At 74.1% G+C, this 21,060-nt stretch carries 20 protein-coding genes; 10 read left to right on the top strand and 10 right to left on the bottom strand.

The annotated features are described in order from the left end of the window. The first annotated feature begins 297 nt into the window (after nt 1-297). Nucleotides 298-1,707: a hypothetical protein gene (locus tag ABZU53_RS27325; protein ID WP_354863356.1), complete on the top strand. Its 1,410-nt coding sequence runs from the start codon at nt 298-300 to the stop codon at nt 1,705-1,707. 70 nt (nt 1,708-1,777) lie between these two features. Here the strand turns inward: ABZU53_RS27325 and ABZU53_RS27320 are convergent, their stop codons facing one another. From ABZU53_RS27320 to ABZU53_RS27310, 3 genes are all read right to left on the bottom strand, one after another. After that, nucleotides 1,778-2,488 (bottom strand): hypothetical protein, encoded by a 711-nt coding sequence (locus ABZU53_RS27320; RefSeq protein WP_355068327.1) that lies wholly within the window; start codon nt 2,486-2,488, stop codon nt 1,778-1,780. A gap of 230 nt (nt 2,489-2,718) precedes the next feature. Beyond that, nucleotides 2,719-3,828: a DUF3626 domain-containing protein gene (locus ABZU53_RS27315; protein ID WP_355068325.1), complete on the bottom strand. Its 1,110-nt coding sequence runs from the start codon at nt 3,826-3,828 to the stop codon at nt 2,719-2,721. After that, nucleotides 3,812-4,273, bottom strand: coding sequence for a VOC family protein (locus ABZU53_RS27310; RefSeq protein ID WP_355068323.1), 462 nt, complete (start codon nt 4,271-4,273; stop codon nt 3,812-3,814). The genes ABZU53_RS27315 and ABZU53_RS27310 overlap by 17 nt, the downstream gene beginning before the upstream one ends. Nucleotides 4,274-4,325: 52 nt before the next feature. Here ABZU53_RS27310 and tsaA point away from each other — a divergent pair, with 52 nt between their 5' ends. Then, on the top strand, nt 4,326-4,754 hold the full coding sequence (gene tsaA, locus ABZU53_RS27305; RefSeq protein ID WP_355068321.1) for a tRNA (N6-threonylcarbamoyladenosine(37)-N6)-methyltransferase TrmO: 429 nt from the start codon (nt 4,326-4,328) through the stop codon (nt 4,752-4,754). Between the two features lie 72 nt (nt 4,755-4,826). Here tsaA and ABZU53_RS27300 read toward each other — a convergent pair whose 3' ends face one another. Both ABZU53_RS27300 and ABZU53_RS27295 read right to left on the bottom strand, forming a co-directional pair. Beyond that, entirely contained in the window at nt 4,827-5,456 is a 630-nt protein-coding gene (locus ABZU53_RS27300) for an MBL fold metallo-hydrolase (protein WP_355068319.1), read from the bottom strand. Then, complete coding sequence (locus tag ABZU53_RS27295) at nt 5,456-6,541, bottom strand: S-(hydroxymethyl)mycothiol dehydrogenase (RefSeq protein ID WP_355068317.1); 1,086 nt, start codon at nt 6,539-6,541, stop codon at nt 5,456-5,458. The genes ABZU53_RS27300 and ABZU53_RS27295 overlap by 1 nt, the downstream gene beginning before the upstream one ends. Before the next feature lie 188 nt (nt 6,542-6,729). Between ABZU53_RS27295 and ABZU53_RS27290 the strand changes: the two genes are divergently transcribed. The 3 genes from ABZU53_RS27290 (at nt 6,730) to ABZU53_RS27280 (ending at nt 9,948) form a co-directional block, all read left to right on the top strand. Then, on the top strand, nt 6,730-7,149 hold the full coding sequence (locus tag ABZU53_RS27290; RefSeq protein WP_355068315.1) for a hypothetical protein: 420 nt from the start codon (nt 6,730-6,732) through the stop codon (nt 7,147-7,149). A 69-nt stretch (nt 7,150-7,218) separates the two neighbouring features. After that, nucleotides 7,219-8,394 (top strand): low temperature requirement protein A, encoded by a 1,176-nt coding sequence (locus ABZU53_RS27285; protein ID WP_355068313.1) that lies wholly within the window; start codon nt 7,219-7,221, stop codon nt 8,392-8,394. Nucleotides 8,395-8,469: 75 nt separating this feature from the next. Next, a complete protein-coding gene (locus ABZU53_RS27280; RefSeq protein WP_355068311.1) occupies nt 8,470-9,948 on the top strand; it encodes a cryptochrome/photolyase family protein in 1,479 nt (492 codons plus the stop codon). On the opposite strand, the gene ABZU53_RS27275 is transcribed toward ABZU53_RS27280, so the two are convergent. Genes ABZU53_RS27275 through ABZU53_RS27255 form a run of 5 tightly spaced genes read right to left on the bottom strand, consistent with a single transcriptional unit; the run spans nt 9,949 to nt 13,848 of the window. Next, the gene (locus tag ABZU53_RS27275; protein WP_355068309.1) at nt 9,949-10,821 is read right to left on the bottom strand and encodes an SDR family oxidoreductase; all 873 of its coding nucleotides are present in this window, start codon (nt 10,819-10,821) and stop codon (nt 9,949-9,951) included. Then, a complete protein-coding gene (locus ABZU53_RS27270; RefSeq protein WP_355068307.1) occupies nt 10,808-12,298 on the bottom strand; it encodes an NAD(P)/FAD-dependent oxidoreductase in 1,491 nt (496 codons plus the stop codon). The genes ABZU53_RS27275 and ABZU53_RS27270 overlap by 14 nt, the downstream gene beginning before the upstream one ends. Before the next feature lie 59 nt (nt 12,299-12,357). After that, complete coding sequence (locus ABZU53_RS27265; RefSeq protein ID WP_354861310.1) at nt 12,358-12,897, bottom strand: PH domain-containing protein; 540 nt, start codon at nt 12,895-12,897, stop codon at nt 12,358-12,360. Nucleotides 12,898-12,907: 10 nt separating this feature from the next. Then, the gene (locus tag ABZU53_RS27260) at nt 12,908-13,369 is read right to left on the bottom strand and encodes a hypothetical protein (protein WP_354861309.1); all 462 of its coding nucleotides are present in this window, start codon (nt 13,367-13,369) and stop codon (nt 12,908-12,910) included. Next, nucleotides 13,369-13,848 carry a hypothetical protein gene (locus ABZU53_RS27255; RefSeq protein WP_355068305.1) on the bottom strand — a complete coding sequence of 160 codons (480 nt, stop codon included), beginning with the start codon at nt 13,846-13,848 and terminating at the stop codon, nt 13,369-13,371. Before ABZU53_RS27255 ends, ABZU53_RS27260 begins: the two co-directional genes overlap by 1 nt. Before the next feature lie 44 nt (nt 13,849-13,892). On the opposite strand from ABZU53_RS27255, the gene ABZU53_RS27250 reads away from it, so the two are divergent. The 5 genes from ABZU53_RS27250 to ABZU53_RS27230 all read left to right on the top strand — a co-directional run bounded on the left by ABZU53_RS27250 (nt 13,893) and on the right by ABZU53_RS27230 (nt 21,022). Beyond that, a complete protein-coding gene (locus tag ABZU53_RS27250) occupies nt 13,893-14,885 on the top strand; it encodes a WYL domain-containing protein (protein ID WP_355068303.1) in 993 nt (330 codons plus the stop codon). A gap of 89 nt (nt 14,886-14,974) precedes the next feature. After that, nucleotides 14,975-15,607: an ATP-binding cassette domain-containing protein gene (locus ABZU53_RS27245; protein WP_354861302.1), complete on the top strand. Its 633-nt coding sequence runs from the start codon at nt 14,975-14,977 to the stop codon at nt 15,605-15,607. Then, complete coding sequence (locus ABZU53_RS27240) at nt 15,604-16,881, top strand: extracellular solute-binding protein (protein ID WP_355068301.1); 1,278 nt, start codon at nt 15,604-15,606, stop codon at nt 16,879-16,881. Before ABZU53_RS27245 ends, ABZU53_RS27240 begins: the two co-directional genes overlap by 4 nt. Further along, nucleotides 16,878-18,647 (top strand): hypothetical protein, encoded by a 1,770-nt coding sequence (locus ABZU53_RS27235; RefSeq protein ID WP_354861298.1) that lies wholly within the window; start codon nt 16,878-16,880, stop codon nt 18,645-18,647. The genes ABZU53_RS27240 and ABZU53_RS27235 overlap by 4 nt, the downstream gene beginning before the upstream one ends. Continuing rightward, nucleotides 18,644-21,022, top strand: coding sequence for a tetratricopeptide repeat protein (locus ABZU53_RS27230; protein ID WP_355068299.1), 2,379 nt, complete (start codon nt 18,644-18,646; stop codon nt 21,020-21,022). Before ABZU53_RS27235 ends, ABZU53_RS27230 begins: the two co-directional genes overlap by 4 nt. The last annotated feature ends 38 nt before the right edge of the window (nt 21,023-21,060 follow it).

Raw genomic sequence — 21,060 nt, 5'->3', positions numbered from 1 at the left:
CGCACCGCACGGCCAGAACACGCACCGCACGGCCAGAACACGCACCGCACGGCCAGAACACGCACCGCACGGCCAGAACACGCACCGCACGGCCAGAACACGCACCGCACGGCCAGAACACGCACCGCACGGCCAGGGCGCCAGTCCGGGCAGGCCGCACCGACCGTCTGACTGGTCGGTCAGCTCAGCCATTGACTCCGGTCGACGGCAGTCCTAGGTTCAGGGCGCTACCGGCCGGTAGGCAACCGTCCCGCCTGGTCGCCCCCGCAGGCGACATCCGTCCGATGGGGAGCATCGATGCTGTCCGTACCCGTTCGTAGGCTGCGCCGCCTGATCGCCGCCACCGCGACACTGACCCTGGCCGTCGGACTGTTCGACGCCGCACCCACCGCCGCCGCACCCACCGCCGCCGCACCCAGCACCGCAGGCGCTTCCACCGGCGGCCACGACCCCTCCGGCGACCAGCCGCTGCCCGGCTACACCTTCCAGAATCCGCCGCTGGCGCCGCTGGTGGTGGCCGGCAAGCCGACGACGGTACGCCAGGGCGTGCACCGGCACGCCGCGTACATCATCGAGGTTCCCGCCCGGTGGAACGGCGACCTGGTGGTGTGGGCGCACGGCTACCGCGGCCAGGGCACGGTGCTCTCGCCGGAGCCGCCGGCCTTCGAGTTGCGCCAGCGGCTGCTGGCCCAGGGGTACGCGTGGGCGTCGTCGTCGTACGACCGCAACGGCTTCGACATCCGCTCCGGCGTGCTGAGCACGCGGGACCTCGCCGACCACTTCGGACGGACCGTGCGCAGACCCCACCGCACCTACCTGGCGGGGGTGTCGATGGGCGGGTACGTCATCGGGCGCTCGCTGGAGCAGTACCCCGGCTACTACGACGGGGCGCTGCCCATGTGCGGCGTGCTCGGTGACCAGACGCTGCTGGACTTCTATCTCGACTACAACCTGGTCGCGCAGGCCCTCGCCGGAGTGCCGGCCTACCCGACGCCGGCCGACTACCTGAGCAACGCGGTGCCCCGCATCCAGGTGGCGCTCGGGCTGGCGGGGCTCACGCCCACCGGGCCGGACACCACCACCGACCGGGGCAAGCAGTTGCGGGCCATCACCGTGAACCGTACGGGCGGACCACGGCCCGGCGCGGAGGCGGCCTTCGCGGTCTGGAAGGACTTCCTCTTCTCCATCGCGGTGACCGACGGCGGCGACTCCCCCGCCCAGCGGCCCAGCCAGATCTCCACCAACCTGCTGACCCGCTACAGCCCGAACAGCCCCGTCGACGTCAACTCGTCGGTGCAGCGGGTGGCGCCGGAGAACATCGTGCAGCGACTCCTGCCGACGCTTACCGAGGTGCCGAAGATCGCCGGGCGGCCGAGCGCGCCCGTGGTCAGCCTGCACGACCTGGGCGACATGTTCGTGCCGTTCAGCATGGAGCAGGCGTACGCCACCGACGTGGCGCGGCACGGTCGCAGCCGGCTGGTGGTGCAGCGGGCCATCCGGGCCGCGCAGCACTGCGAGTTCAGCCCGGCCGAGGCCGGCGCCGCCTGGGACGACCTGGTGTCCTGGGTACGCACCGGCAAGCGCCCGGCCGGCGACACGGTGACCGACCCGGCGGTGGTGGCCCGACCCGACTACGGCTGCCGGTTCAGCGACCGGGCCGCGTACGCCGCCGGGGTCGGCACCCGTCGCCTGTACGCGGCCTGCTGAGGTAGCCGGACACGACGGCGCCGGCCGGCTCCCGAGAGGGGAGCCGGCCGGCGTGTGCGTGCGTGTCGTGTCACCAGAGCTGCTGGACGACGTCCGCCGCCTGCTCTTCCCACTGCGCGTACGCGTACGGGAAGGCGGAGACCTGCACGGTCTGCGCGGCGGCGGTCAGCGGCAGGTCCTGCCAGCCGCCCACGTTCTTCAGCGCGCTGAAGAACGCCGTGGCGGCGTACTCCGGGTCGGTGATCTGCTCGGGCGTGCCCCAACCGGACGACGGGCGCTGCTGGAACAGGCCCTGCGAGTCGTGGTCGTTGTACGCGCCGAGGTGGCCGAGGTTGTAGAGCTTCGACTCCTGCAACGAGGTGGCGACGCCGATCACCGCGCCACGGTCGCCGACGCCGGTCTTCTTGGCGGCGTCCACGATCGCCCGGGCGTTGTCGAGCTGCGCGTCGTCGAGCGGGATGCGCGACTGGGCGCCCTCGATGCCGTGCGGGATCAACTCGTCGCGGCTCGGCTTGCCGGCCGGCGGCTTGCCGGTGGTGGAACCGGTGGTCAGCCCGGACTCGACTGGCTGATCCTGGTGGGCCGCGGTGGCGGCCTTGCCGGTGGCGAGGTCGATGGCGGCGACAGCGCCCTGGTGCGGCCCGGTGGTGACCGGGGCGGCGGCCGCGGTCGGCGCGAGCGCCAGACCACCGAGGGCAGCCACACCCACCACGCTCAGCGCGGTCTTGCGGTACGAGTCCTTAGCGATGGCGGGGAGCCATCGAGTGAAGTCGACCTTCACGATGGTTCCTTTCGATCGTGCGGAGCGCTCCGGGGTGAACGCTCCTCGGGAGAGATGACCGCGGAAAGGCTTGGGCTCCGGCGGTACGGGGGACACAACCGGGTTGACGTGTCGGTCATTCCGGAAATGCCCGAGCCGCGGCGGCCTGCGGTCCCGGTCACCCCGACAATCGGATGGCGGGCACACCGGGCGGCGAAACGGGACGATTGACGCGGCCCGCCCGGACCGGATCAGCCGGGGTGGGTCGTGCCGAACCGAACGAGAACGTGCCAGAGCTGCTTGAGGTGCTGCAGGGTGTCGGCGACCGGGCCCCGGTCCGCCCACCGCTGGGGTTCGGTGACCACCGAGACGGCGCCCCGACCGATCAGCTCCGCGTCCACCGGTGTGCCCGGACGGGCGAACTCCCGGTGCAGGCGTGCCGCCAGCACCGGAATCGCGGGGCCCCGGAACTCGGCGTCGACCTCGTCGACGGCCAGCGCGAAGCCGGGGTGCCACCGCAGCGGAAAACCGTACCGCCGGGCGATCGATTCCAGCGTCGCCCCGGTCGGGGTGCCGGCGAAGGACGGGTCCACCACCAGTTCCTCGACGTCGTGCGCGAGGTCGAGAGGGCCGTGGATCTGGGCCTCCACGTAGTCGTCGAGCGCGCGCCCGACCATGGCCTGCGTGCTCGGCGCCTCCAGCAGCGTCCGGGCCAGGGTGGCGACGTCCATCCCGGCCCGCCCGAGGCACGCGCCCGTGCCGGCCACGCCGGCCAGCAGCCCGGCGAGCACCGCCTCGAAGGCGTCGGCCGTGCCCACCACGCCCGGACCGAGGTGGCTGTCGCCGAGGCAGAAGGTCGCCCGGCCCAGCACCGCCGGACGCAGCCGCAGGTGACAGGAGCCGAAGCGGGGACAGGCGCCGTCCGCGTGGTCGAGCAGGTTCATCCCGCCGTACGTGGGTCGGTCCGCCGGCGCCACCCCGGGCGCCTGGTACGCGCCGCCGAACATCCGGTGCTCCCACCGGTCGCGGTCGCCACCGGGGTACGCGGTGAGCCCGCCGTTGGAGATGCCGGTGACGAACTGACTGCGGTACACCCCGTCCTCGGCCAGCGCGGACGCGACGTCACGCCCGTCCGCGCACCGGCGGTCGGGGTGGAAGTTGACGGTGAGCCGGCCACGCTGGGCTGCCGCGGCGAGCAGCCGTTGCGGCCGGTGGCCGAGGTCGGCGGCGACGAGGTGCCGTTCGATCGCGGCGAGCGCCGCCGGACGATCGACCACCGCCGACGACCGCACGTACGCGAGGGCAGCCGCCTGTGCCGGGGTGAGTGCGGCGCGGAGCCGTCGCTCAGACGTCGCCGTCATGTCCGGGGTCCACGGCGCGCTCCTGCGGTGCGCCCAGCTCCTCGAAGACGGTGATCTGCAGGTCCGCCGGGGCGTCCAGGCGGGAGTTCAGCGACTGCCAGGGCGTACGCGTCGGTGGGGCGATCTCGCTCGCCCCGGCGGCGACCAGCCGAGCCGTGGTCGCCCGCGCGTCGTCCACCTCGAAGGCCACCCGGATGCGCGGCGCGACCTGCCGGCCCACCTCGACGTCGTCGATCATGCGCTTCTGCACCGGGTTGGCGATCTCCAGGGTGGCCCGACCGGCGTCCAGGATCACCACCCGGGCATCGCCGTCACCGGTGAACGCCGCCTCCTCGGGCAGGCCGAGGGCGTCCCGGTAGAACGCCACCGCGGCCTCGTGGTCGGCCGCCTCCACCACGAGGCGCAGCTGACGGACGACGGGTGCGGGGTGCTGCTCGGCGGCCATGCGCCGGATCCTAACAACGCCCTAGGCTGACACCGTCCGGAAGGGAGCGACGATGGTCGAGACGTATGGCGACGACACGTACCTGTTGCGTCCGGTCGGTTGGGTCGCCTCGCCGCTGACCGACGCGGCGAGCGCGCCCCGGCAGGGCGATGAGGGCGCGCCAACGGCGTGGCTGATCTTCGACTGGCAGGTCGAGCGGGCCCTGACCGACCTGTCGGCCGGCGCGGAGCTGCTGGTGCTGACCTGGTTGGACCGCGCCCGGCGCGACGTGCTGGCCGTGCACCCGCGCGGCGACGAGACCCGCCCGCACACCGGCGTGTTCAGCACCCGCTCCCCGCACCGACCCAACCCGATCGGCCTGCACCGGGTGCGGGTGCGGGCGGTGGACGGGCTGCGCGTCGAGGTGGCCGACCTGGAGGCCCTCGACGGCACCCCCGTCCTGGACGTCAAGCCGGTGCTCGGCCCCGCCGACGAACGCTGAGCCGCCGCGCCGGGCGCCAGCCCGGCCGCGACACGCAGCCCGGCCGCAGCGCAGGGCAGCGGCCGGCCGCCGTCAGTGCCCGCGCGCCAGCCACTCCGGCAGGTGCGGGGCCTCCGCGCCGATGGTGGTGTCGTCGCCGTGCCCGGTGTGCACGACCGTCTCCGCGGGCAGGGTCAGCAGCCGGGTGCGGATCGACTCGACGATGGTGCCGAAGTCGCTGTACGAGCGCCCGGTCGCGCCCGGCCCTCCCTGGAACAGGGTGTCGCCGGTGAACACCGCCCCCAGGTCCGGGGCGTAGAAGCTGCACGCGCCGGGACTGTGCCCGGGGGTGTGCAGCACCCACAGCGCGGTGCCGGCCACCTCGATGCTCTGCCCGTCCCGCAGCTCACCGTGCGGCGGCAGGTGGGGGTGGACCAGGTCCCAGAGCACCCGGTCGGCGGCGTGCAGCAGTACCGGAGCGCCGGTGGCCTCGGCCAGTTCGGGCGCCACCCGTACGTGGTCGTCGTGCCCGTGGGTGGCCAGGATCGTCCGGACCCGGCGACCGCCCACCAGCGCGAGGATCGCGGCCACGTCGTGCGGCGCGTCGAGGATGACGCACTCGTCGTCGTCGCCGATCACCCAGACGTTGTTGTCCACCTCGAACGTCTGCCCGTCGAGCGAGAACGTGCCGGAGGTGACCGCGTGGTCGACCCGGACGGCCATCAGAACACCACAACCGAGCGGAGCACGTCGCCGTGGTGCATCCGGTCGAACGCGTTCTCGACCTGGTCCAGAGCGATCTCCTCGGTGACGAAGGCGTCCAGGTCGAGACGGCCCTGCAGGTACAGCTCGGTGAGCATCGGGAAGTCCCGGCTGGGCAGGCAGTCGCCGTACCAGCTGGACTTGAGGGCGCCGCCGCGCCCGAAGACGTCCAGCAGCGGCAGCTCGATCCGCATCTGCGGGGTCGGAACGCCGACCAGCACGACCGTGCCGGCCAGGTCCCGGGCGTAGAAGGCGTGCTTCCAGGTCTCCGGTCGCCCCACCGCGTCGATCACCACGTCGGCCCCGAAACCGCCGGTGGCGGCACGGATGGCCTCGACCGGGTCGGTCTCGGAGGCGTTCACGGTGTGCGTCGCGCCGAACTGTCGGGCCCAGTCCAGCTTGCGGCTGTCGGTGTCCACCGCGACGATCGTGGTGGCGCCGGCGAGGGCCGCGCCGGCGACGGCCGCGTCCCCGACGCCGCCGCAGCCGATCACCGCTACCGAGTCGCCGCGGGTCACGTTGCCGGTGTTCATCGCCGCGCCGAGCCCGGCCATCACGCCGCAGCCGAGCAGGCCCACCGCGGCCGGCCGCGCGGCCGGGTTCACCTTCGTGCACTGACCGGCGTGCACCAGCGTCTTCTCGGCGAACGCGCCGATGCCCAGCGCCGGGGTGAGTTCGGTGCCGTCGGTGAGCGTCATCCGCTGCGCGGCGTTGTGGGTGTTGAAGCAGTACCAGGGCCGACCCCGGCGGCAGGCCCGGCAGACGCCACAGACCGCCCGCCAGTTGAGCACCACGAAATCGCCCGGGGCGACGTCGGTGACGCCCTCCCCCACCTGCTCGACGACGCCCGCCGCCTCGTGCCCGAGCAGGAACGGGTAGTCGTCGTTGATGCCACCCTCGCGGTAGTGCAGATCGGTGTGGCAGACCCCGCAGGACTGGATCCGGACGATCGCCTCACCGGGGCCGGGGTCGGGCACCACGATGGTGGTGACCTCGACCGGTGCGCCCTTGCTGCGGGAGATGACTCCCCGGACTTCCTGGCTCACTTCGCCTCCTGCTGGTGGTCTGCGGCGGGGCCGGACGCCGGGCAGGCGGATGAACCGGGCTCGCCGGTGGGCCCCTGCCGAACCTACCGCGATCACCACGGTCGGCCCAGTCGGACGGGCGGGCGGGTTATCAGGGGTCACGCGGGGTACGCGGGCCACAATTCGGACCACGACCACCGGGAGTGATCATGAAATTCGCGCACCTGCCGCTGCGGGTCACCATCGGCGCGTACATTCTCAACTCGGGTCTGGGCAAGCGGAACCTGGAAGGCGAGGCCGCGCAGGCCATGCACGGGATGGCGGTGGCGGCCATGCCGCAGCTCGGTCAGTTGGAGCCGCCGCGGTTCGCCAAGCTGCTGTCGTACTCCGAGATCGCCCTGGGGGCCGCGCTGCTCGCGCCGTTCGTCCCGGCGCCCCTGGTGGGGCTCGGCCTGACCGCGTTCGGCGCGGGCCTCGTGCAGCTGTACCTGAAGACGCCCGGGATGCGCGAGCCGGGCAGCATACGGCCGACCCAGCAGGGCGTCGGGCTGGCCAAGGACGTCTGGTTGGTCGGCGCCGGCCTGACCCTGGTGCTGGAGGGGTTGACCCACGGCCGTCGGCGCGGTTGACCTGGGCGGGTCGTGTCGCCGCGGCCCGTTATCGTGTGGGCGACCCGGCGGTCGGCCTGAGGAGCTGCGGTGACCCACAGTCGTTCGGTGCGGCCCTTCTACCGGCCGATGAGGCCCCGCCGCCGCGACGAGCCGCACCGCGCGGCCACCCCGCTGGAGCTCTTCTTCGACCTGTGTTTCGTGGTGGCCGTGGCGCAGGCGGCGACCAGCCTGCACCACGACGTCGCCGAGGACCACCTCGCCCACGCGCTGACCAGCTACCTGATGGTGTTCTTCGCGATCTGGTGGTCGTGGATGAACTTCACCTGGTTCGCCTCGGCGTACGACACCGACGACGACGTCTACCGGATCACCACGCTGGTGCAGATCACCGGGGCGTTGATCCTGGCGGCCGGGGTGCCGCGGGCCTTCGCCGACGGCGACTTCAGCGTCATCACCTACGGGTACGTGGTGATGCGGCTGGCCGCCGTCACGCAGTGGATCCGGGCGGCCGCCGGCGATCCGGCGCACCGCGCGGCGGCACGCCGCTACGCGATCGGCGTGACAGTGGTGCAGCTCGGCTGGCTGCTGCGGCTGGCGCTGCCCGACGGCTGGGGCATCGCGGCGTTCGTGCTGCTGGCGCTCGCTGATCTGCTGGTGCCGGCGGTGGCCGAGCGTCCCGGGATGACGCCGTGGCACCCCGGGCACATCGGCGAGCGGTACGGACTGTTCACGCTGATCGTGCTCGGCGAGGCGGTGCTGGCGATCTCGGTGGCGATCCAGACCGGGCTCGACGCGGGCGACCACGGTCTCTGGGCGCTCGCGGCGGCCGGCGCGCTCATCGTGTTCGCGCTCTGGTGGCTCTACTTCGACCGTCCGGTCGAGGCGCCGGCCCGGTTGCCGTACTCGCTCATCTGGGGTTACGGCCACTATCTGATCTTCGGGGCGATCGCCGCGGTCGGGGCCGGCCTGCCCGTGGCGGTGGACCACGAGCGGCACCTCGCGCACATCTCCGGCACGACCGCCGCGTACGCGGTGGCGGTGCCGATAGCCGTCTTCCTGCTGACCGTCTGGGTGCTGCTCGTTCGCCGCCAGCAGCACGGCGCTGTGGTCGTCGCCTATCCGGTCGTCGCCCTGTTGGCGCTGCTCGCGCCCCTGGGTCCGGCCCCGGTGCAGGTGCTGGCGGTGTTGCTGGTCGCCCTCGTGACGCTGACGGCGCTGCTGCGCGGACGCGACGCCGGGCCGGCCGCGACGCGCACGGCCTGATCCCGATCTGGATCAGGCATCGACCACCCGGCCTGCCGGCGCGCGGGACGGCCCGGAAGTGGGCAGAATTGCGGCATGCTTCACCGCCGATGGTTGCTGGCCGACCAACTCGGGCCACATTTCCTCGACGACCCCGATCAACCGGTCCTGCTGGTGGAGGTCCGGGAGCTGTTTCGTCGTCGGCCGATGCACCGGCAGAAGGCGCACCTGATCCTCTCCGCAGTGCGCCACCGCGCCGCCGAGTTGGGCGACCGGGCGCTGCTGCTGCGTACCGGCACGTTCCGCGAGGCCCTGGCCCAGGTCACCGAACCGGTGGAGGTGTGCCATCCGCACTCCCGGGCCGCGCTGGAGTTCGCCCGCTCGGTGCCCGGGTTGACCGTGCTGCCGCCGCGCGGCTTCATCACCAGCCAGGCCGACTTCGCAGCGTGGGCGGACCGCACCCGCCGGGGCCCGCTGCGGATGGCCGACTTCTACCGGCAGGCCCGTCGCTGGCACGAGGTGCTGAGCGGCCCGGCCCGGGGAACCGGCGGGTCCGGTGGCACCCCGGCGCCGCGTCGGCCCCGGGGGGAGGCCCCGACCGTGCCGGCGACGCCGCCGCCTCCACCGCCGATCGTCGAGGACGACATCGACGCGCAGGTCCGCCACGATCTGGACCGGTGGGCGGCCGACGGGGTGCGGTTCGTCGGCCGCGACGGCCCCCGGCAGCACCCCGCCACGCACGCCGAGGCGCAGGCCCGGCTGGCGCACTTCCTGACGTACCGGCTGCCCGGGTTCGGCCGCTACGCCGACGTGATGAGCGCCGACGACCCGCTGTTCGCGCACTCGGCGCTCTCGTCGTCGTTCAACCTGGGGCTACTGCACCCCGAGCCGGCCGTCCGCGCCGCCGAGCAGGCGTGGCGGTCCGGCGCCGCGCCGCGCACGGCTGTGGAGCCGTTCATCCGCGGGCTGCTCGGTTGGCGGGAGTTCCTCTGGCAGTTGTACTGGTACTACGAGCCACGGTTTCGGGGCGCGAACTGGCTGGCCGCGACCGAGCCGATGCCGCAGTGGTTCGCCGAGCTGGACGCTGACGCGGTGGAGGCGCGCTGTCTGGCCGACGTGCTCGCCGCCGTCCGGGACCGGGCGTGGACGCACCACAGCCCCCGGCTGCTGGTGCTCGGCAACTACGCGTTGCAGCGCGGCTGGCGTCCCACCGAGGTGGCGGACTGGTTCCAGCGCTGCTTCGTCGACGGCACCGACTGGGTGATGAACGCGACGGTCATCGGCATGAGCCAGTACGCCGACCTGGCCAGGGTGGACACCCGCCCGTACGCGGTGGACGGCACCGACATCGACGAGATCAGCGACTACTGCACCGGCTGCCGTTACACCCCGGAGCGGGCGCTCGGCGAGCTGGCCTGCCCGTACACCGGGGGTTTCGAGAGCTTCCTGCACCGCAACCGGGACCGGCTGGTGGCCGACCCGCGGCTCGCCGCGGAACTGGCCCGCCGCGACGAGCCGGAGCACCGCGATGCGGTGCTGGCGCAGGAGGAGAAGCGGGGCAGCAGCCCTCCGTGATCAGGTGACGTCCGCGACCGGCGGCGGGGCCGGCACGGGGCGGGCGACGCCCCGGTTGAGGCCGACGACCAGCAGCCGGTTGTACGAGGCCGGCATGATCCGGGCCAGCAGGTCGGGCAGCTTCGCCGACCAGCCGATCAGCACCCGGCCCCGGCGCCGCTCGACGCCTCGCAGGATCACCTCGGCGGCCCGCTCCGGCGCGATGGTGAGCAGCTTCTCGAACTGGGCCCGGCCGGCGGTGTACTCCTCGATCGACACGCCGCTGCCGACCCGGGCGTTCTCGGTGATCCGGGTGCGAATCCCGCCGGGATGCACCGAGGTCACACCGATGCCGTCGTCGACGAGTTCGTGGCGCAGCGCCTCGGTGAGGCCGCGGACGGCGAACTTGCTCGCCGCGTACGCGGTCTGCCCGGCCGGCGCGATCAACCCGAACAGGCTGGAGATGTTGACCAGGTGCGCGCCCGGCTCGGCCTTGAGGGCGGGCAGCAGCGCGTGGGTCAGCTGCGCCACGGCCCGGAAGTTGATGTCGATCACCCAGCTGAACTCGTCGAACGTCACCTGGTCGAACCGGCCGCCGAGGCCGACGCCGGCGTTGTTCACCAGCAGCCGGACGCGCGGGTGCCGCTGGCCGATCTCGACCGCGACCCGGGCGGTGGCCGCCGCGTCGGCGAGGTCCACCCGGAACGTGTGCACCTGCCGGTCCGGGTGCGCGGCGTGGATGGCGGCGACGACGGCGTCCAGCCGCTCGGCGTCGCGGTCCAGCAGCACCAGGTCACTGCCCCGAGCGGCCAGGCCGTGCGCCAACGCGGCGCCGATGCCACTGGCCGCGCCGGTCACGACGGCCGTCGCGCCGGCGAACTCAAACCTCCGCACGATCGGTGCTCCTTCCCTGACGGGTGCCGCGGGAGAAGCGCACTCCCTCGTCGCTGAGCCGGCCGTGCCGCATCAGCAGCACGTCGCGGGCGTAGTTCTGGTACAGCCGCCAGGGTGCCCGCGCGCCCTGCTTGGGCAGCGCGTCGACGCTGCGCAGCACGTAGCCCGAGCGCAGGTCGATGAGCGGCACCCGCTGCGCGTCGGGCGGTGGAAGCGGGGTGACGACCTGCTGGCCGGTGCGGTCCAGGTGGCGCAGCAGCCGGCAGACGTAGCCGGCGACCAGGTCGGCCTTGAGGGTCCACGACGCGTTGGTGTAGCCGATGGTCAGCGCGAAGTTCGGCACGCCGGAGAGCATCATGCCCTTGTAGGCGACGGTCTTCGGCAGGTCGACGTCAACGCCGTCCACGCGCAGCGTCAGGCCACCGAGGGCGAGCAGGTTGAGCCCGGTCGCGGTCACCACGATGTCGGCGGTCAGCTCATCGCCGGAGGCCAGTCGGACGCCGTGCGCGGTGAACGTGTCGATCGTGTCGGTCACCACCGACGCCCGCCCCTGCTGCACGGCGGTGAACAGGTCACCGTCGGGCACCACGCAGAGCCGCTGGTCCCACGGGTCGTAGCGGGGCGAGAAGTGCCTGTCGACGTCGTACCCGACCGGCAGCTGCCGCTTCGCGCCGCGCCGGAGCAGCCGCTTGACCAGGCCGGGCGCGCGTCGGCTGAGCTGGAAGTTGACAGTGGACAGCAGCACGTTCTTCCACCGCACCACGGAATACGCGGCGTTCGCCGGCAGCCAGCGCCGCAACGCGCCGGCCAGCCGGTCGCGCGAGGGCAGGGCGATGACGTACGTGGGTGAGCGTTGCAGCATCGTCACGTGCGCGGCCTGCTGCGCCAGGGCCGGCACCAGGGTCACGGCGGTCGCGCCGCTGCCGATCACCACCACCCGCTGGCCGGTGTGATCCAGGTCGTCGGGCCAGTGCTGCGGGTGCACCAGCCGCCCGGCGTACGCGTCCACGCCGGGCAGGGTGGGCGTGTAGCCCTCGTCGTAGCGGTAGTAGCCGGTGCAGGCGAACAGGAACGAGCAGGTCAGGACCACGGTCTCGGCGGTGTCGGTGCGCTGGGCGTGCACCGTCCAGCGGGCGGTGCCGCTGTCCCACTCGGCGCGCGTCACCCGGTGGGAGAAGCGGATGTGGCGCTGCACGTCGTACTCCCGAGCGGTCTCCCGCACGTACTCCCGGATGGCCGCGCCGTCGGCGATGGCCGTGGCGTCGGTCCACGGCCGGAACGAGTAGCCGAGGGTGAACATGTCCGAGTCCGACCGGATGCCGGGGTAGCGGAACAGGTCCCAGGTGCCACCGACCGCGTCCCGTGCCTCCAGCACCGCGTACGTCTTGTCGGGGCAGTCGCGGCGCAGATGGCAGGCGGCGCCGATGCCGGACAGGCCGGCGCCGATGATGAGCACGTCGACGTGGTCGGAGGGCATCGCGTTCCTCCCGTCCGGGGCGGTGGACGGACACTAACACCGTCCCGGACACCTGGCACCTAACGCGAGACCGACGCCGAGCCGCCGCGCTGACCGTAGCGGTGGGCGGCCCGCTCGGCGTCGAGCCGGGCGAGCATCCGCGCGAAGTCGTCGGCGGAGAGCACCGGGCCGTTGTTCTTGCGCAGGCTCGCCGTCCTGGAACGCCGCTGCACCGCCGACTCGAACGCCCCGTCGGTCGTCAGCACCCAGCAGGCGTCGCGCCCGGTGGGCCCGCCGAAAAGCAGCGCGGGACGCGCCTCGAAGCCGGTCACCTCCGACCACCGCACCGTCCGCGTGCGGAACACGTGCCGCAGCCGTACGCCCCGGTCATTGACGTAGATCCCGGCCAGGTGCAGCCGGAGAACGAAGGTCAGCCACAGTCCGAGGAACAGCAACGCGCCAGTCAGACCGAGGGCAGCGTTTGCGTCGACCCTGCCCTCGGCCAACCCGCGTCCGACGGTGACCACCACGAACACCGTCATCGTCGACCCGACCAGCACCATGAATCCGGTGACCACCTGCCGGGCGCCCCACGGATCCACCCGCCGCCATCTGCGCATGGCCCGCAGGCTAGTCCGTGGACGCTCGCGTGGATTCCATGATCCAGTTCGTCTCCCACGTGCGTTCGCCGTCGACCGAGAACGCCTGCTCCCAGCGGGCCGTGGTCGCGGTGATCCCCGACCAGATGAACCGGCACCGGACCGGCCGACCCTCGTCCTGGTCGTCGGCGTAGAAGCGGCCCACCCCGTCGACGAAACGCCCCACCATCGGCGGCTGCTCCAGCTCCCCGCGACCGCTGTTCATCCAGTAGATCGACCACTGCTCGCTCGCCGGGTCGAAGATCCTGATCGTGGCGCCGGAGAAACCCTTGGTCGGAAAGGTGATCTCGTCGAAGTTGCCGCCGCCGCCGAAGAAGCTGTGGGCGACCGACACCCCGGGAAACTCGTCCCACTCGTCGCAGCCGGTCAGCCGCTCGCGCAGCCTTCGGTTGACCACGTTCCAGGTGCCCACGTAGAAGTCGAAGTCGCCCATCAGCGGCCCACCGGCCCTTCCGCTCGCGTGTCATCCAGATAGCCGGTCAGGTCGGGAGCCTCCGGCACCAGCATGTGCCGGACCCAGGCGGCCCGCTCGTGCTCCAGCACCGCCAGCTCCCACACGCAGCCCACCCCGGGCCGGCGCAGGTCGACGAAGTGGGTCGGGTCGTCGTCCGGGCAGTCCAGCGCGGGCTGGCCGGCCACGGCGATGCGGGCCTCCACCACGTTGTCCCACACCCAGGTGTACGCCAGCAGGTAGGCGCCGGTGTCCGCGCCCCGGTGCAGCACCACCCAGCCGGCAGCCGGTGTGCCGTCGGACGGGACGTCGGCCAGCAGCGCGGGCAGCAGGTCGTACGCCGCCTTCTGCACCTCCGGCTCGATCGGCCGCTCCGGCTGGTCGATGTGGTAGCGCTTGAGCTGCCGACCGTCCACCAGGACCGGCGCCAGCGTTCGTAGATCCTTGTCGCGAAAAGCCATGCCGGGACGGTAAAGCCGTTCCCCTGACAGCTAGTGTCAGTGAAGTGCGGGCCAGTCGACTTCTCTCCGTCCTGCTGCTGCTCCAGTCGCACGGTCGGCTGACCGCCGCGCAGCTCGCCGAGCGGCTGTCGGTCTCCCCGCGCACCATCTACCGGGATGTGGAGTCGCTGCACGCCGCCGGCATCCCGCTCTACGGCGAGGCCGGGCACGCCGGCGGCTACCAGCTGGTCGACGGCTGGCGGACCCGGCTGACCGGCCTGACCGCCGAGGAGGCCGACCGGCTGTTCCTGGCCGGGCTGCCCGGCCCCGCCGACGAGCTCGGCTACGGCGACGTGGTGGCCGCCCTGCAACTCAAGCTGCACGCCGCCCTGCCGGCACCCCTGCGCGACCGGGCCACGCAGCTGCGGCAACGCTTCCACCTGGACACACCCGGTTGGTACGCCGACGGCGACGCCTCCCCCGAGCTGGCCCGCACGGCCGAGGCCGTCTGGCGGCAGCAGCGCGTCGAGGTCCGCTACCGCGGCTGGCGCGGCGAGGTGACCCGGGTGCTGGAGCCGTACGGCCTGGTGCTCAAGGGCGGCCGGTGGTACGTGGTGGCCACGCGACCGGGCCGCGCCGAGCCGGCGACCTACCGGGTCAACCAGATCCTCGCGCTGACCCCGTTGGCGCAGGAGTTCGACCGACCGGCCGACTTCGACCTGCCGGCCTGGTGGCGGGAGCACGTGCTGCGGTTCCGGGCCCGGCTGCACCGCGACGAGGCCACCGTACGGCTGTCGCCCGCCGGCCGGGAACGGCTGCGGGAGATCGGCAGCGACCCGGTGGTGTCCGCGGTGGACGCCAGCGCAGGGCCACCCGACGCGCACGGCTGGGTGACCGCCGTCCTGCCGATCGAGTCGCTCACCCACGCTCACGGTGACCTGCTGCGCCTCGGCGCCGACGTGGAGGTGCTCACCCCGGTCGCGCTCCGCGACCGCCTGGCCGCCACCGCCGCCGGGCTGGCCGCCCTCTACGCCCCCTCCGGCCCGCCGACCCGGTAGCCGCCGCCCCTTCCACAGTGGAAGATCGGCGGGACATCGACTGTCGGCAGGGTGTGCCACCCTGGGACGGGCACCAGCGGTCACCGGAGGTGAGGGCCACGCTACGACTACGCGCACTGGTCGCCGTCCCCGGCACCGGGCCGGTGACGCTCGACGTCCCGTCCGGCGCGACGGTCGCCCTGGTCGCGCCACCGCGGGTCGGCACGGCCGTGGCCCGGGTGCTGGCCGGGCTCGCCGCCCCGGTCACCGGGCGGATCATGGTCGGTGACCGGGACGTCACGGCGCTCGCGCCGCCGCGCCGGCAGATCGGGTACGTGCCCGCCGGCGGCGCGCTGCTGCCGCAGCTCACCGTGCGCCGCAACATCGAGTACGGCCAGCGCAAACGCGAGCGGGTGCACGAGGTGGCCGACGACTGGACGGCGACCGTGGTGGACCGGCTGGAGCTGGCGCCGACGCTGGATCTGCTGCCGCACCTGCTCTCCGACGCCCAGCGCTTCCGGGTGGCGCTGGCCCGGGCGGCGGTCTGCCTGCCCGAGGTGCTCGTGGTCGACCTGCCCGTCGACCCGTCCGGCGGCAGTCGCCTCGCCGACCTGCTGCCCCGACTGGCGCCCCCGGACGCGCCGGGGGTGGCCGTGCTCGTCTGCACCGCCGACCCGGCCACGCTCGCCGAGATCCCCCGCCACCACGATCTGGTCACCGAGCCCGACGAGGCGCTGCGGTGACGCCGGCCGGCCGGGTCACCCGGCGTACGCTGCTGCGCGCCGCCGCGGCCGGCGCGGCGGCGACCGCGGCCGGGTGTACCAGCGGCGGCCGCTCGGTGCAGGTGGCGGTGGTGTGGAGCGGCAGCGAGCTGGACCGCTTCCGAGAGGTCGTGGCCACCTCCCCCCACCCGGTGCGCGTGGTCAGCGCCGGCAACGACATCGACGCGTTCCTGCGCGCCCGACACCTCGCGGGCACCTCGCCGGACGTGGCGATCCTGTCGCGCCCCGGCCTGGTGACGGAGTACGCGGAGCGGGGTTGGCTGCGCCCGGTGCGCCCCTCGACCGAGTACGCGGTGCCCATCGGGCTCAGCGACCTGCTGATGACCGACGGGCAGCGCTACGGCGTCTGGGTGAAGGCCGCGCACAAGTCACTGGTCTGGCACCTGCCCTCGATGCTGCCCGAGCAGCCGACCAGCTGGGACGAGCTGGTCTCGTTGACCCGCCGCCTCGGCGCGCTCGCCCGGCGCGGCGCCGGCCCGGCGCCGCTGGCGATCGGCGCGGCGGACGGCTGGGTGCTCACCGACTGGTTCGAGAACGTGCTGGCCGACCTCGCGCCGACCGCCTACGACGCCCTCGCCGGGCCGGACGCCGACTGGCAGGGCCGGCCGGTGCGCGACACCCTGGACCGGCTCGCCGAGCTGTGGAGCATCGACGGCGCCTTCCCCGGCGGCGGCCGGCGCGCCCTGCTCACCCAGTACGAGGAGTCGGTGATCCAGGTGGTGCGCTCCCGACGGGCGGTGATGGTCTTCGAGGCCGACTTCACCGCCGAGGTGGTCGGCCGGTTCCGGCGCGGCCCGGAGGAGCCGGTCACCTTCCGGTTCCCGAGCGCCGGTACGGGCGGCGGCGCGCTGATCGTGGGCGGGGACGTGGCGGTGGTGTTCGCCGACGCCCGGGGCGGGGTGGAGCTGGTCGAGTGGCTGACCCGCGCCGACTCGTTCCAGCCCTGGCTGCGCGCCGGCGGCTACCTGTCGCCGAACACCACCATCGCGCTCACCGACTACGCCGACCCGGTCCGTCGCCAGCTGGCCCGCGAGATGCGCGGCCCCGACACCCTGCACTTCGACCTCTCCGACCAACTGCCCGGGGCGTTCACCGGCTCCGACGGGGTGGGCATCTGGCGGATCATGCAGGACTTCTTCGCCGACGTCACCGACGGTGTCTCCGCCGGTGAGGCGGTTCGCCGGGCCACCGGGCAGCTCGCGGCGGCGGCCCGCGACGCGGGCGGTGGCCGATGAGCCAGGTCAAGGTGCTCGGCGAGCTGGCGGTGCTGGACGACGTGGGCCCGCCCCGGCGCGGCCGGGCCTACCCGGCGGCCGGGGCGACCTCCGCGCTGCTGCTGCCGGCCGCGTTGCTGCTCGGCGCGCTGGTGCTGTGGCCGGTGCTGCGCACGCTGCACGCCAGCGTCACCACCGACGGTCGCTGGGTCGGCGCGGAGCACTTCCGCGCGGCGCTCGCCGCGCCCGGCACCGGCGCGGTGGTCGGCCGGACGGTGCTGTGGGCGGTGCTGGTGCCGGCGGTGGTGACGGCGCTGGGCTACCTGTTCGCCGTGGCGTCCCGCCGTTCCCAGGAGGGCGGGCTGGTCCGCCTGATCCTGCTGGTGCCGGTGGCGTTGCCGCTGGTCGTCACCGGGGTGACCTTCCGCCTCATGTACGACCCCGACCCGACCCGGGGCCTGGCCACCCTGCTCGCGGCACGGCTGACCGGCCGGTCGGACGACAACGCGCCGCAACTGCTCGGGCCGGGCCTGGTCACGGTGGCGCTGATGTCGGCGTTCGTCTGGGCGTGGGTGGGTCTGGCCGTGCTGGTCTTCCGGGCCGCACTGGACCGGCTGCCGCCGAGCCTCGCCGACGCGGTCCGCGCCTATGGCGGCGGCCGACGGCACGTCCTGTGGGACGCGCAGTGGCGACCGCTGCTGCTGCGCACCGTCGCGGTGGTCTTCGCGCTGGTGGCGCTCGGCACCAGCCGGACCTTCGACCTGATCCTCGTCATGACGCCCGGGTCGGTCCGCGACGACGCGGCGGTGCTCGCGTTGCGGGTCTGGCAGACCTCGGGCGGCACCACCACCGGGCAGGGCGCCGCGCTCGGCGTCGTCTGGCTGGTGGCGGTGGTCGCCGGGATGCTGGTGGCGGCGTTCTTCGTCCGCCAGGCGTGGCCGCCACCCCGCGTCGAGGCGACACCCGGGCCCGCCCCGACGACGACACCGCCGCGACGACTGTTCCGGCTGCTCGCCGCGGGCGGCGCGGTGGCCTGGCTGATCCCGCTCGTGGTGCTCGTGGCGACCTCCGCGCACGGGCAGGTGGACGCCGCCGCACGTGGCTGGTGGTCGGCCCCGCCCGGGACGGGCTCCTACGCGGCGCTGCTCGGTGGCGGCGAGCTGTGGCGGGCGCTGGGCTTCACGCTGCTGTTGGCGACAGTCGTCACCGCCTCGGTGCTGGTCGTCGCGCTGCTGGCCGCGTACCCGCTGGCGTGGCTGACCGGGCCGGCCGCGCAGGCGACCGGGCTGCTGCTGATGGCCGCCACCGTCGTCCCGGTGCAGGTGATCGCCGGGCCGGTCAACGAGGTGCTCGGCGTGGTGCTCTCCTCCGGCACCGCCCGCGGGCTGGCCCTGGTGCACGTGGCGCTGGGGGTGCCGTTCGCGGTGCTGGTGCTGCGCAACGCGTTCGCCGACCTGCCGGCCGAGCAGGTGCGGGGCGCCCGGCTGGGCGGTCGGCGCTGGTGGGGCACCCTGCACCGGCTGGCCCGGCACAACCTGCCGGCCGTGATCGCCGTCTCGGTGCTGGAATTCGTCCAGGTCTGGAACGACCTCGCCGTGGGCCTGCTGTTCAGCGGGCCGGAGGCCACCCCGCTCGGGCTGTTCCTGGCCGGGCAGAGCCGCGGTTTCGTGTCCAACAGTGGCGTCCTGGCCGCCGGGTCGGTGCTCGCCTCGGTGCTTCCGGTGGTGCTGATGGTGCTCGCCCGACGGCAGCTCGTCGCCGGGCTGGTCTCCGGGGGCGTGCGGTGACCGGCCCCACCGGTCCCGGCCGGACGCCGCGCTGGCCGGTGCTCGTGACGATCGGCACGCTGCTCAGCGGCGTCTTCGGCAACCTGGCCAGCAACCTGCTGTCCGAGTTCGCGGCAAGTGTGCTCGGCCCGGCAAGCATCGTGGTGGCGGTCCTCGGCGGCGTCGGTTTCGTGGTGTTCGAGCTGCGCCGACGACGTGCCGTCCGCCAGACCGGCCCTGAACCCACCGACGTCGTCACCACACCGCTGACCGACGTGCCCACCCTGCCGTACACGGCCGGGTTCGCCGGCCGCGAGGAGCACGTCCAGGCGGTGCTCGACCTGCTCGCTCGCGAACACGCGGTGGCGGTGCTGGGCCGGCGGGCGGTGGGCACGTCCGCCTGCGCCGTCCAGGCGGCGAACCTGTGCCGGGAGGACTTCCCGGACGGGCAGTACCATTTCGACCTGCGCCGCGGTGGTCGTCCCCGCTCCGCGCGGCAGGTGCTCACCGCGCTGGCGGGCGTCCTGGGCACCGCGCCACCGACGTCGGGCCGCCCGGACGCCCTCGCGGCCGCCGCCGCCGCGCTGCGCCGCAAGCTCGACGGTCGCAAGATCCTGCTGGTGCTGGACAACGTCGACCGTCCCGAGCAGGTCCGCGCGTTGCTGCCGCCGACCGCCCGCACCTGCCGGCTGCTGCTGGCCTGCGGCCCCGCGCTCAGCGGCCTGGGCGGCGTGGTGGAGCACTGGATCGCCGAGCCCGGTCCGGACGAGGCGGTCGAGCTGTTCGCGGCGGCCGGTGGGGCCGCGCCCGCCGCCCGGATCCGCCGCGCCGACCCGCGCACCGACCCGGCGGTACGCGAGATCGTCGACCTGTGCGGGCGGCAGCCCCGCACCGTGCGGGCGCTCGGTTACCGCACCGCCCAGCACGGCTGGCGGCACTCCGACGTGCTGGACGCGCTGCGGCGTGCGGTGCGCACCCCGCCGCACCAGCGCGTCGCCGTCTCGCCGGCGGCCCAGCTCGTCACCGAACGGGACACCGCGTACCGGGCGCTGACCCGCGAGGCGCGTCGGCTGTACCGGCTGATGTCGCTGACCCCCGCCCCGGTGGACCGGCCGACCATCGCCGCGCTGGCCCGCCGCCATCCCGAGCGGGTGAGCGCGCTTCTCGATGAGTTGGCCGCCGCCGCGTTCGTGGTCGGCGCGAGCGGCGACCGGTACGAGGTCCGCCCGCTGCTCGCCGCGAACGCCCGGCTGCACCTGCGCGACGCCGAGCCGGCCCGCTCCCGGGTCGCCGCGCAGGCCCGGCTCACCCGGCACCTGGCCCGCCGGGCCGAGAGACACGCGGCCAACCTGGCCGTGCTCGGCTCCCCGCCGGACCGGGAGTGGTCGCTGCCGCTCGACGACGACCCGTACGGCTGGTTCGACCTGCACCAGGAGCTGCTGCTGGCGGTGGTCCGGGTGCCGGCCGGAGCGGCCGAGACGCTGCCCCGTCGGGTCCGCCGGTGGTGGTTCCGGTTGGCCGTGGCGCTGTGCGGGTGGCTCGCGCACGTCGAGCGGCTCGACGAGTGGGAGCAGGTCTGCCGCACGGTCCTGGCCACCCCGACCGCCGACGACCGGCCGGAGATCGCCGGGTGGGCGCACAACGAGCTGGGTGTGCTGCGCCGACGCCGGCACGACCCGCAGGGCGCGGCGGCGGCGCTCACCCTCGCGGTGGCCGAGCGCGGCCGGCGGGGCACCGCCCAGGCACGGATGAACCTCGGCCTGGCCCTGCTCGATCTCGGGCAGCTCGACGACGCGGTGGAGCACCTGGAGCTGTCCCGCCGGCACCGCTCGTCGGCGGACCGCGCCGGGCATGCCCTCACCGACCTGGGCCTGGGCGCGGCGCAACTGGCCCGGGGTGAGCTGGACAGCGCGCACCACCACCTGGTGCGGGCGGCGAACACGTTCCGGTCGGTGGGTGACGCGCGCGGCTACGCCGCGGCGCTGACCAACCTGGTGCTGGTGCACGCGACCCTCGGCGAGCACCTGGACGCGGCGCAGGCGTGGCGGGCCGCCCTGCGCGAGTACGAGTCGGTCAACGACCCGACCAGCCGCGCCGCGGCGCTGCTCAACGCCGGCGCGACGCTGCTGACCAGCACGCCGGGGCAGGCGCGGGCGGCGTACGAGCTGCTGGCCGAGAGCCGGCGGCTGCGGGCGGAGGCCCGGCCCACGGCGGGGCTGGGCCGCACCCTGCTGTACCTGGGCGACGCCGCCGCCGCGCTGGGCGACGGGGCCGAGGCGCGGCGGCTCTGGGCGGACGCGGCGACGGTGGCCGAGGAGGTCGCCGACGACCGGGCCCTGGCCGCCGCGGACGACCGCCTGGAGCAGGACGCCGACGCGCCGCCGGCCGGCCTCTGAACCGCGTGGCCCGCCGGGCCGGCGTGATGTCCATCGCT

Source organism: Micromonospora sp. NPDC005194 (genome assembly GCF_040608335.1).
Lineage (GTDB): Bacteria > Actinomycetota > Actinomycetes > Mycobacteriales > Micromonosporaceae > Micromonospora.
The sequence above is the reverse complement of the archived record's forward strand: the minus strand, read 5'-3'. Positions and strand labels throughout refer to the sequence as shown.

Excerpts from the sequence above, each read along its gene's own strand:
- ABZU53_RS27325 (WP_354863356.1), top strand. The coding sequence starts at position 298 with ATGCTGTCCGTACCCGTTCGTAGGCTGCGCCGCCTGATCGCCGCCACC.
- ABZU53_RS27315 (WP_355068325.1), bottom strand. The coding sequence starts at position 3,828 with ATGACGGCGACGTCTGAGCGACGGCTCCGCGCCGCACTCACCCCGGCA.
- ABZU53_RS27310 (WP_355068323.1), bottom strand. The coding sequence starts at position 4,273 with ATGGCCGCCGAGCAGCACCCCGCACCCGTCGTCCGTCAGCTGCGCCTC.
- tsaA (WP_355068321.1), top strand. The coding sequence starts at position 4,326 with ATGGTCGAGACGTATGGCGACGACACGTACCTGTTGCGTCCGGTCGGT.
- ABZU53_RS27300 (WP_355068319.1), bottom strand. The coding sequence starts at position 5,456 with ATGGCCGTCCGGGTCGACCACGCGGTCACCTCCGGCACGTTCTCGCTC.
- ABZU53_RS27290 (WP_355068315.1), top strand. The coding sequence starts at position 6,730 with ATGAAATTCGCGCACCTGCCGCTGCGGGTCACCATCGGCGCGTACATT.
- ABZU53_RS27280 (WP_355068311.1), top strand. The coding sequence starts at position 8,470 with ATGCTTCACCGCCGATGGTTGCTGGCCGACCAACTCGGGCCACATTTC.
- ABZU53_RS27270 (WP_355068307.1), bottom strand. The coding sequence starts at position 12,298 with ATGCCCTCCGACCACGTCGACGTGCTCATCATCGGCGCCGGCCTGTCC.
- ABZU53_RS27265 (WP_354861310.1), bottom strand. The coding sequence starts at position 12,897 with ATGCGCAGATGGCGGCGGGTGGATCCGTGGGGCGCCCGGCAGGTGGTC.
- ABZU53_RS27260 (WP_354861309.1), bottom strand. The coding sequence starts at position 13,369 with ATGGGCGACTTCGACTTCTACGTGGGCACCTGGAACGTGGTCAACCGA.
- ABZU53_RS27255 (WP_355068305.1), bottom strand. The coding sequence starts at position 13,848 with ATGGCTTTTCGCGACAAGGATCTACGAACGCTGGCGCCGGTCCTGGTG.
- ABZU53_RS27235 (WP_354861298.1), top strand. The coding sequence starts at position 16,878 with ATGAGCCAGGTCAAGGTGCTCGGCGAGCTGGCGGTGCTGGACGACGTG.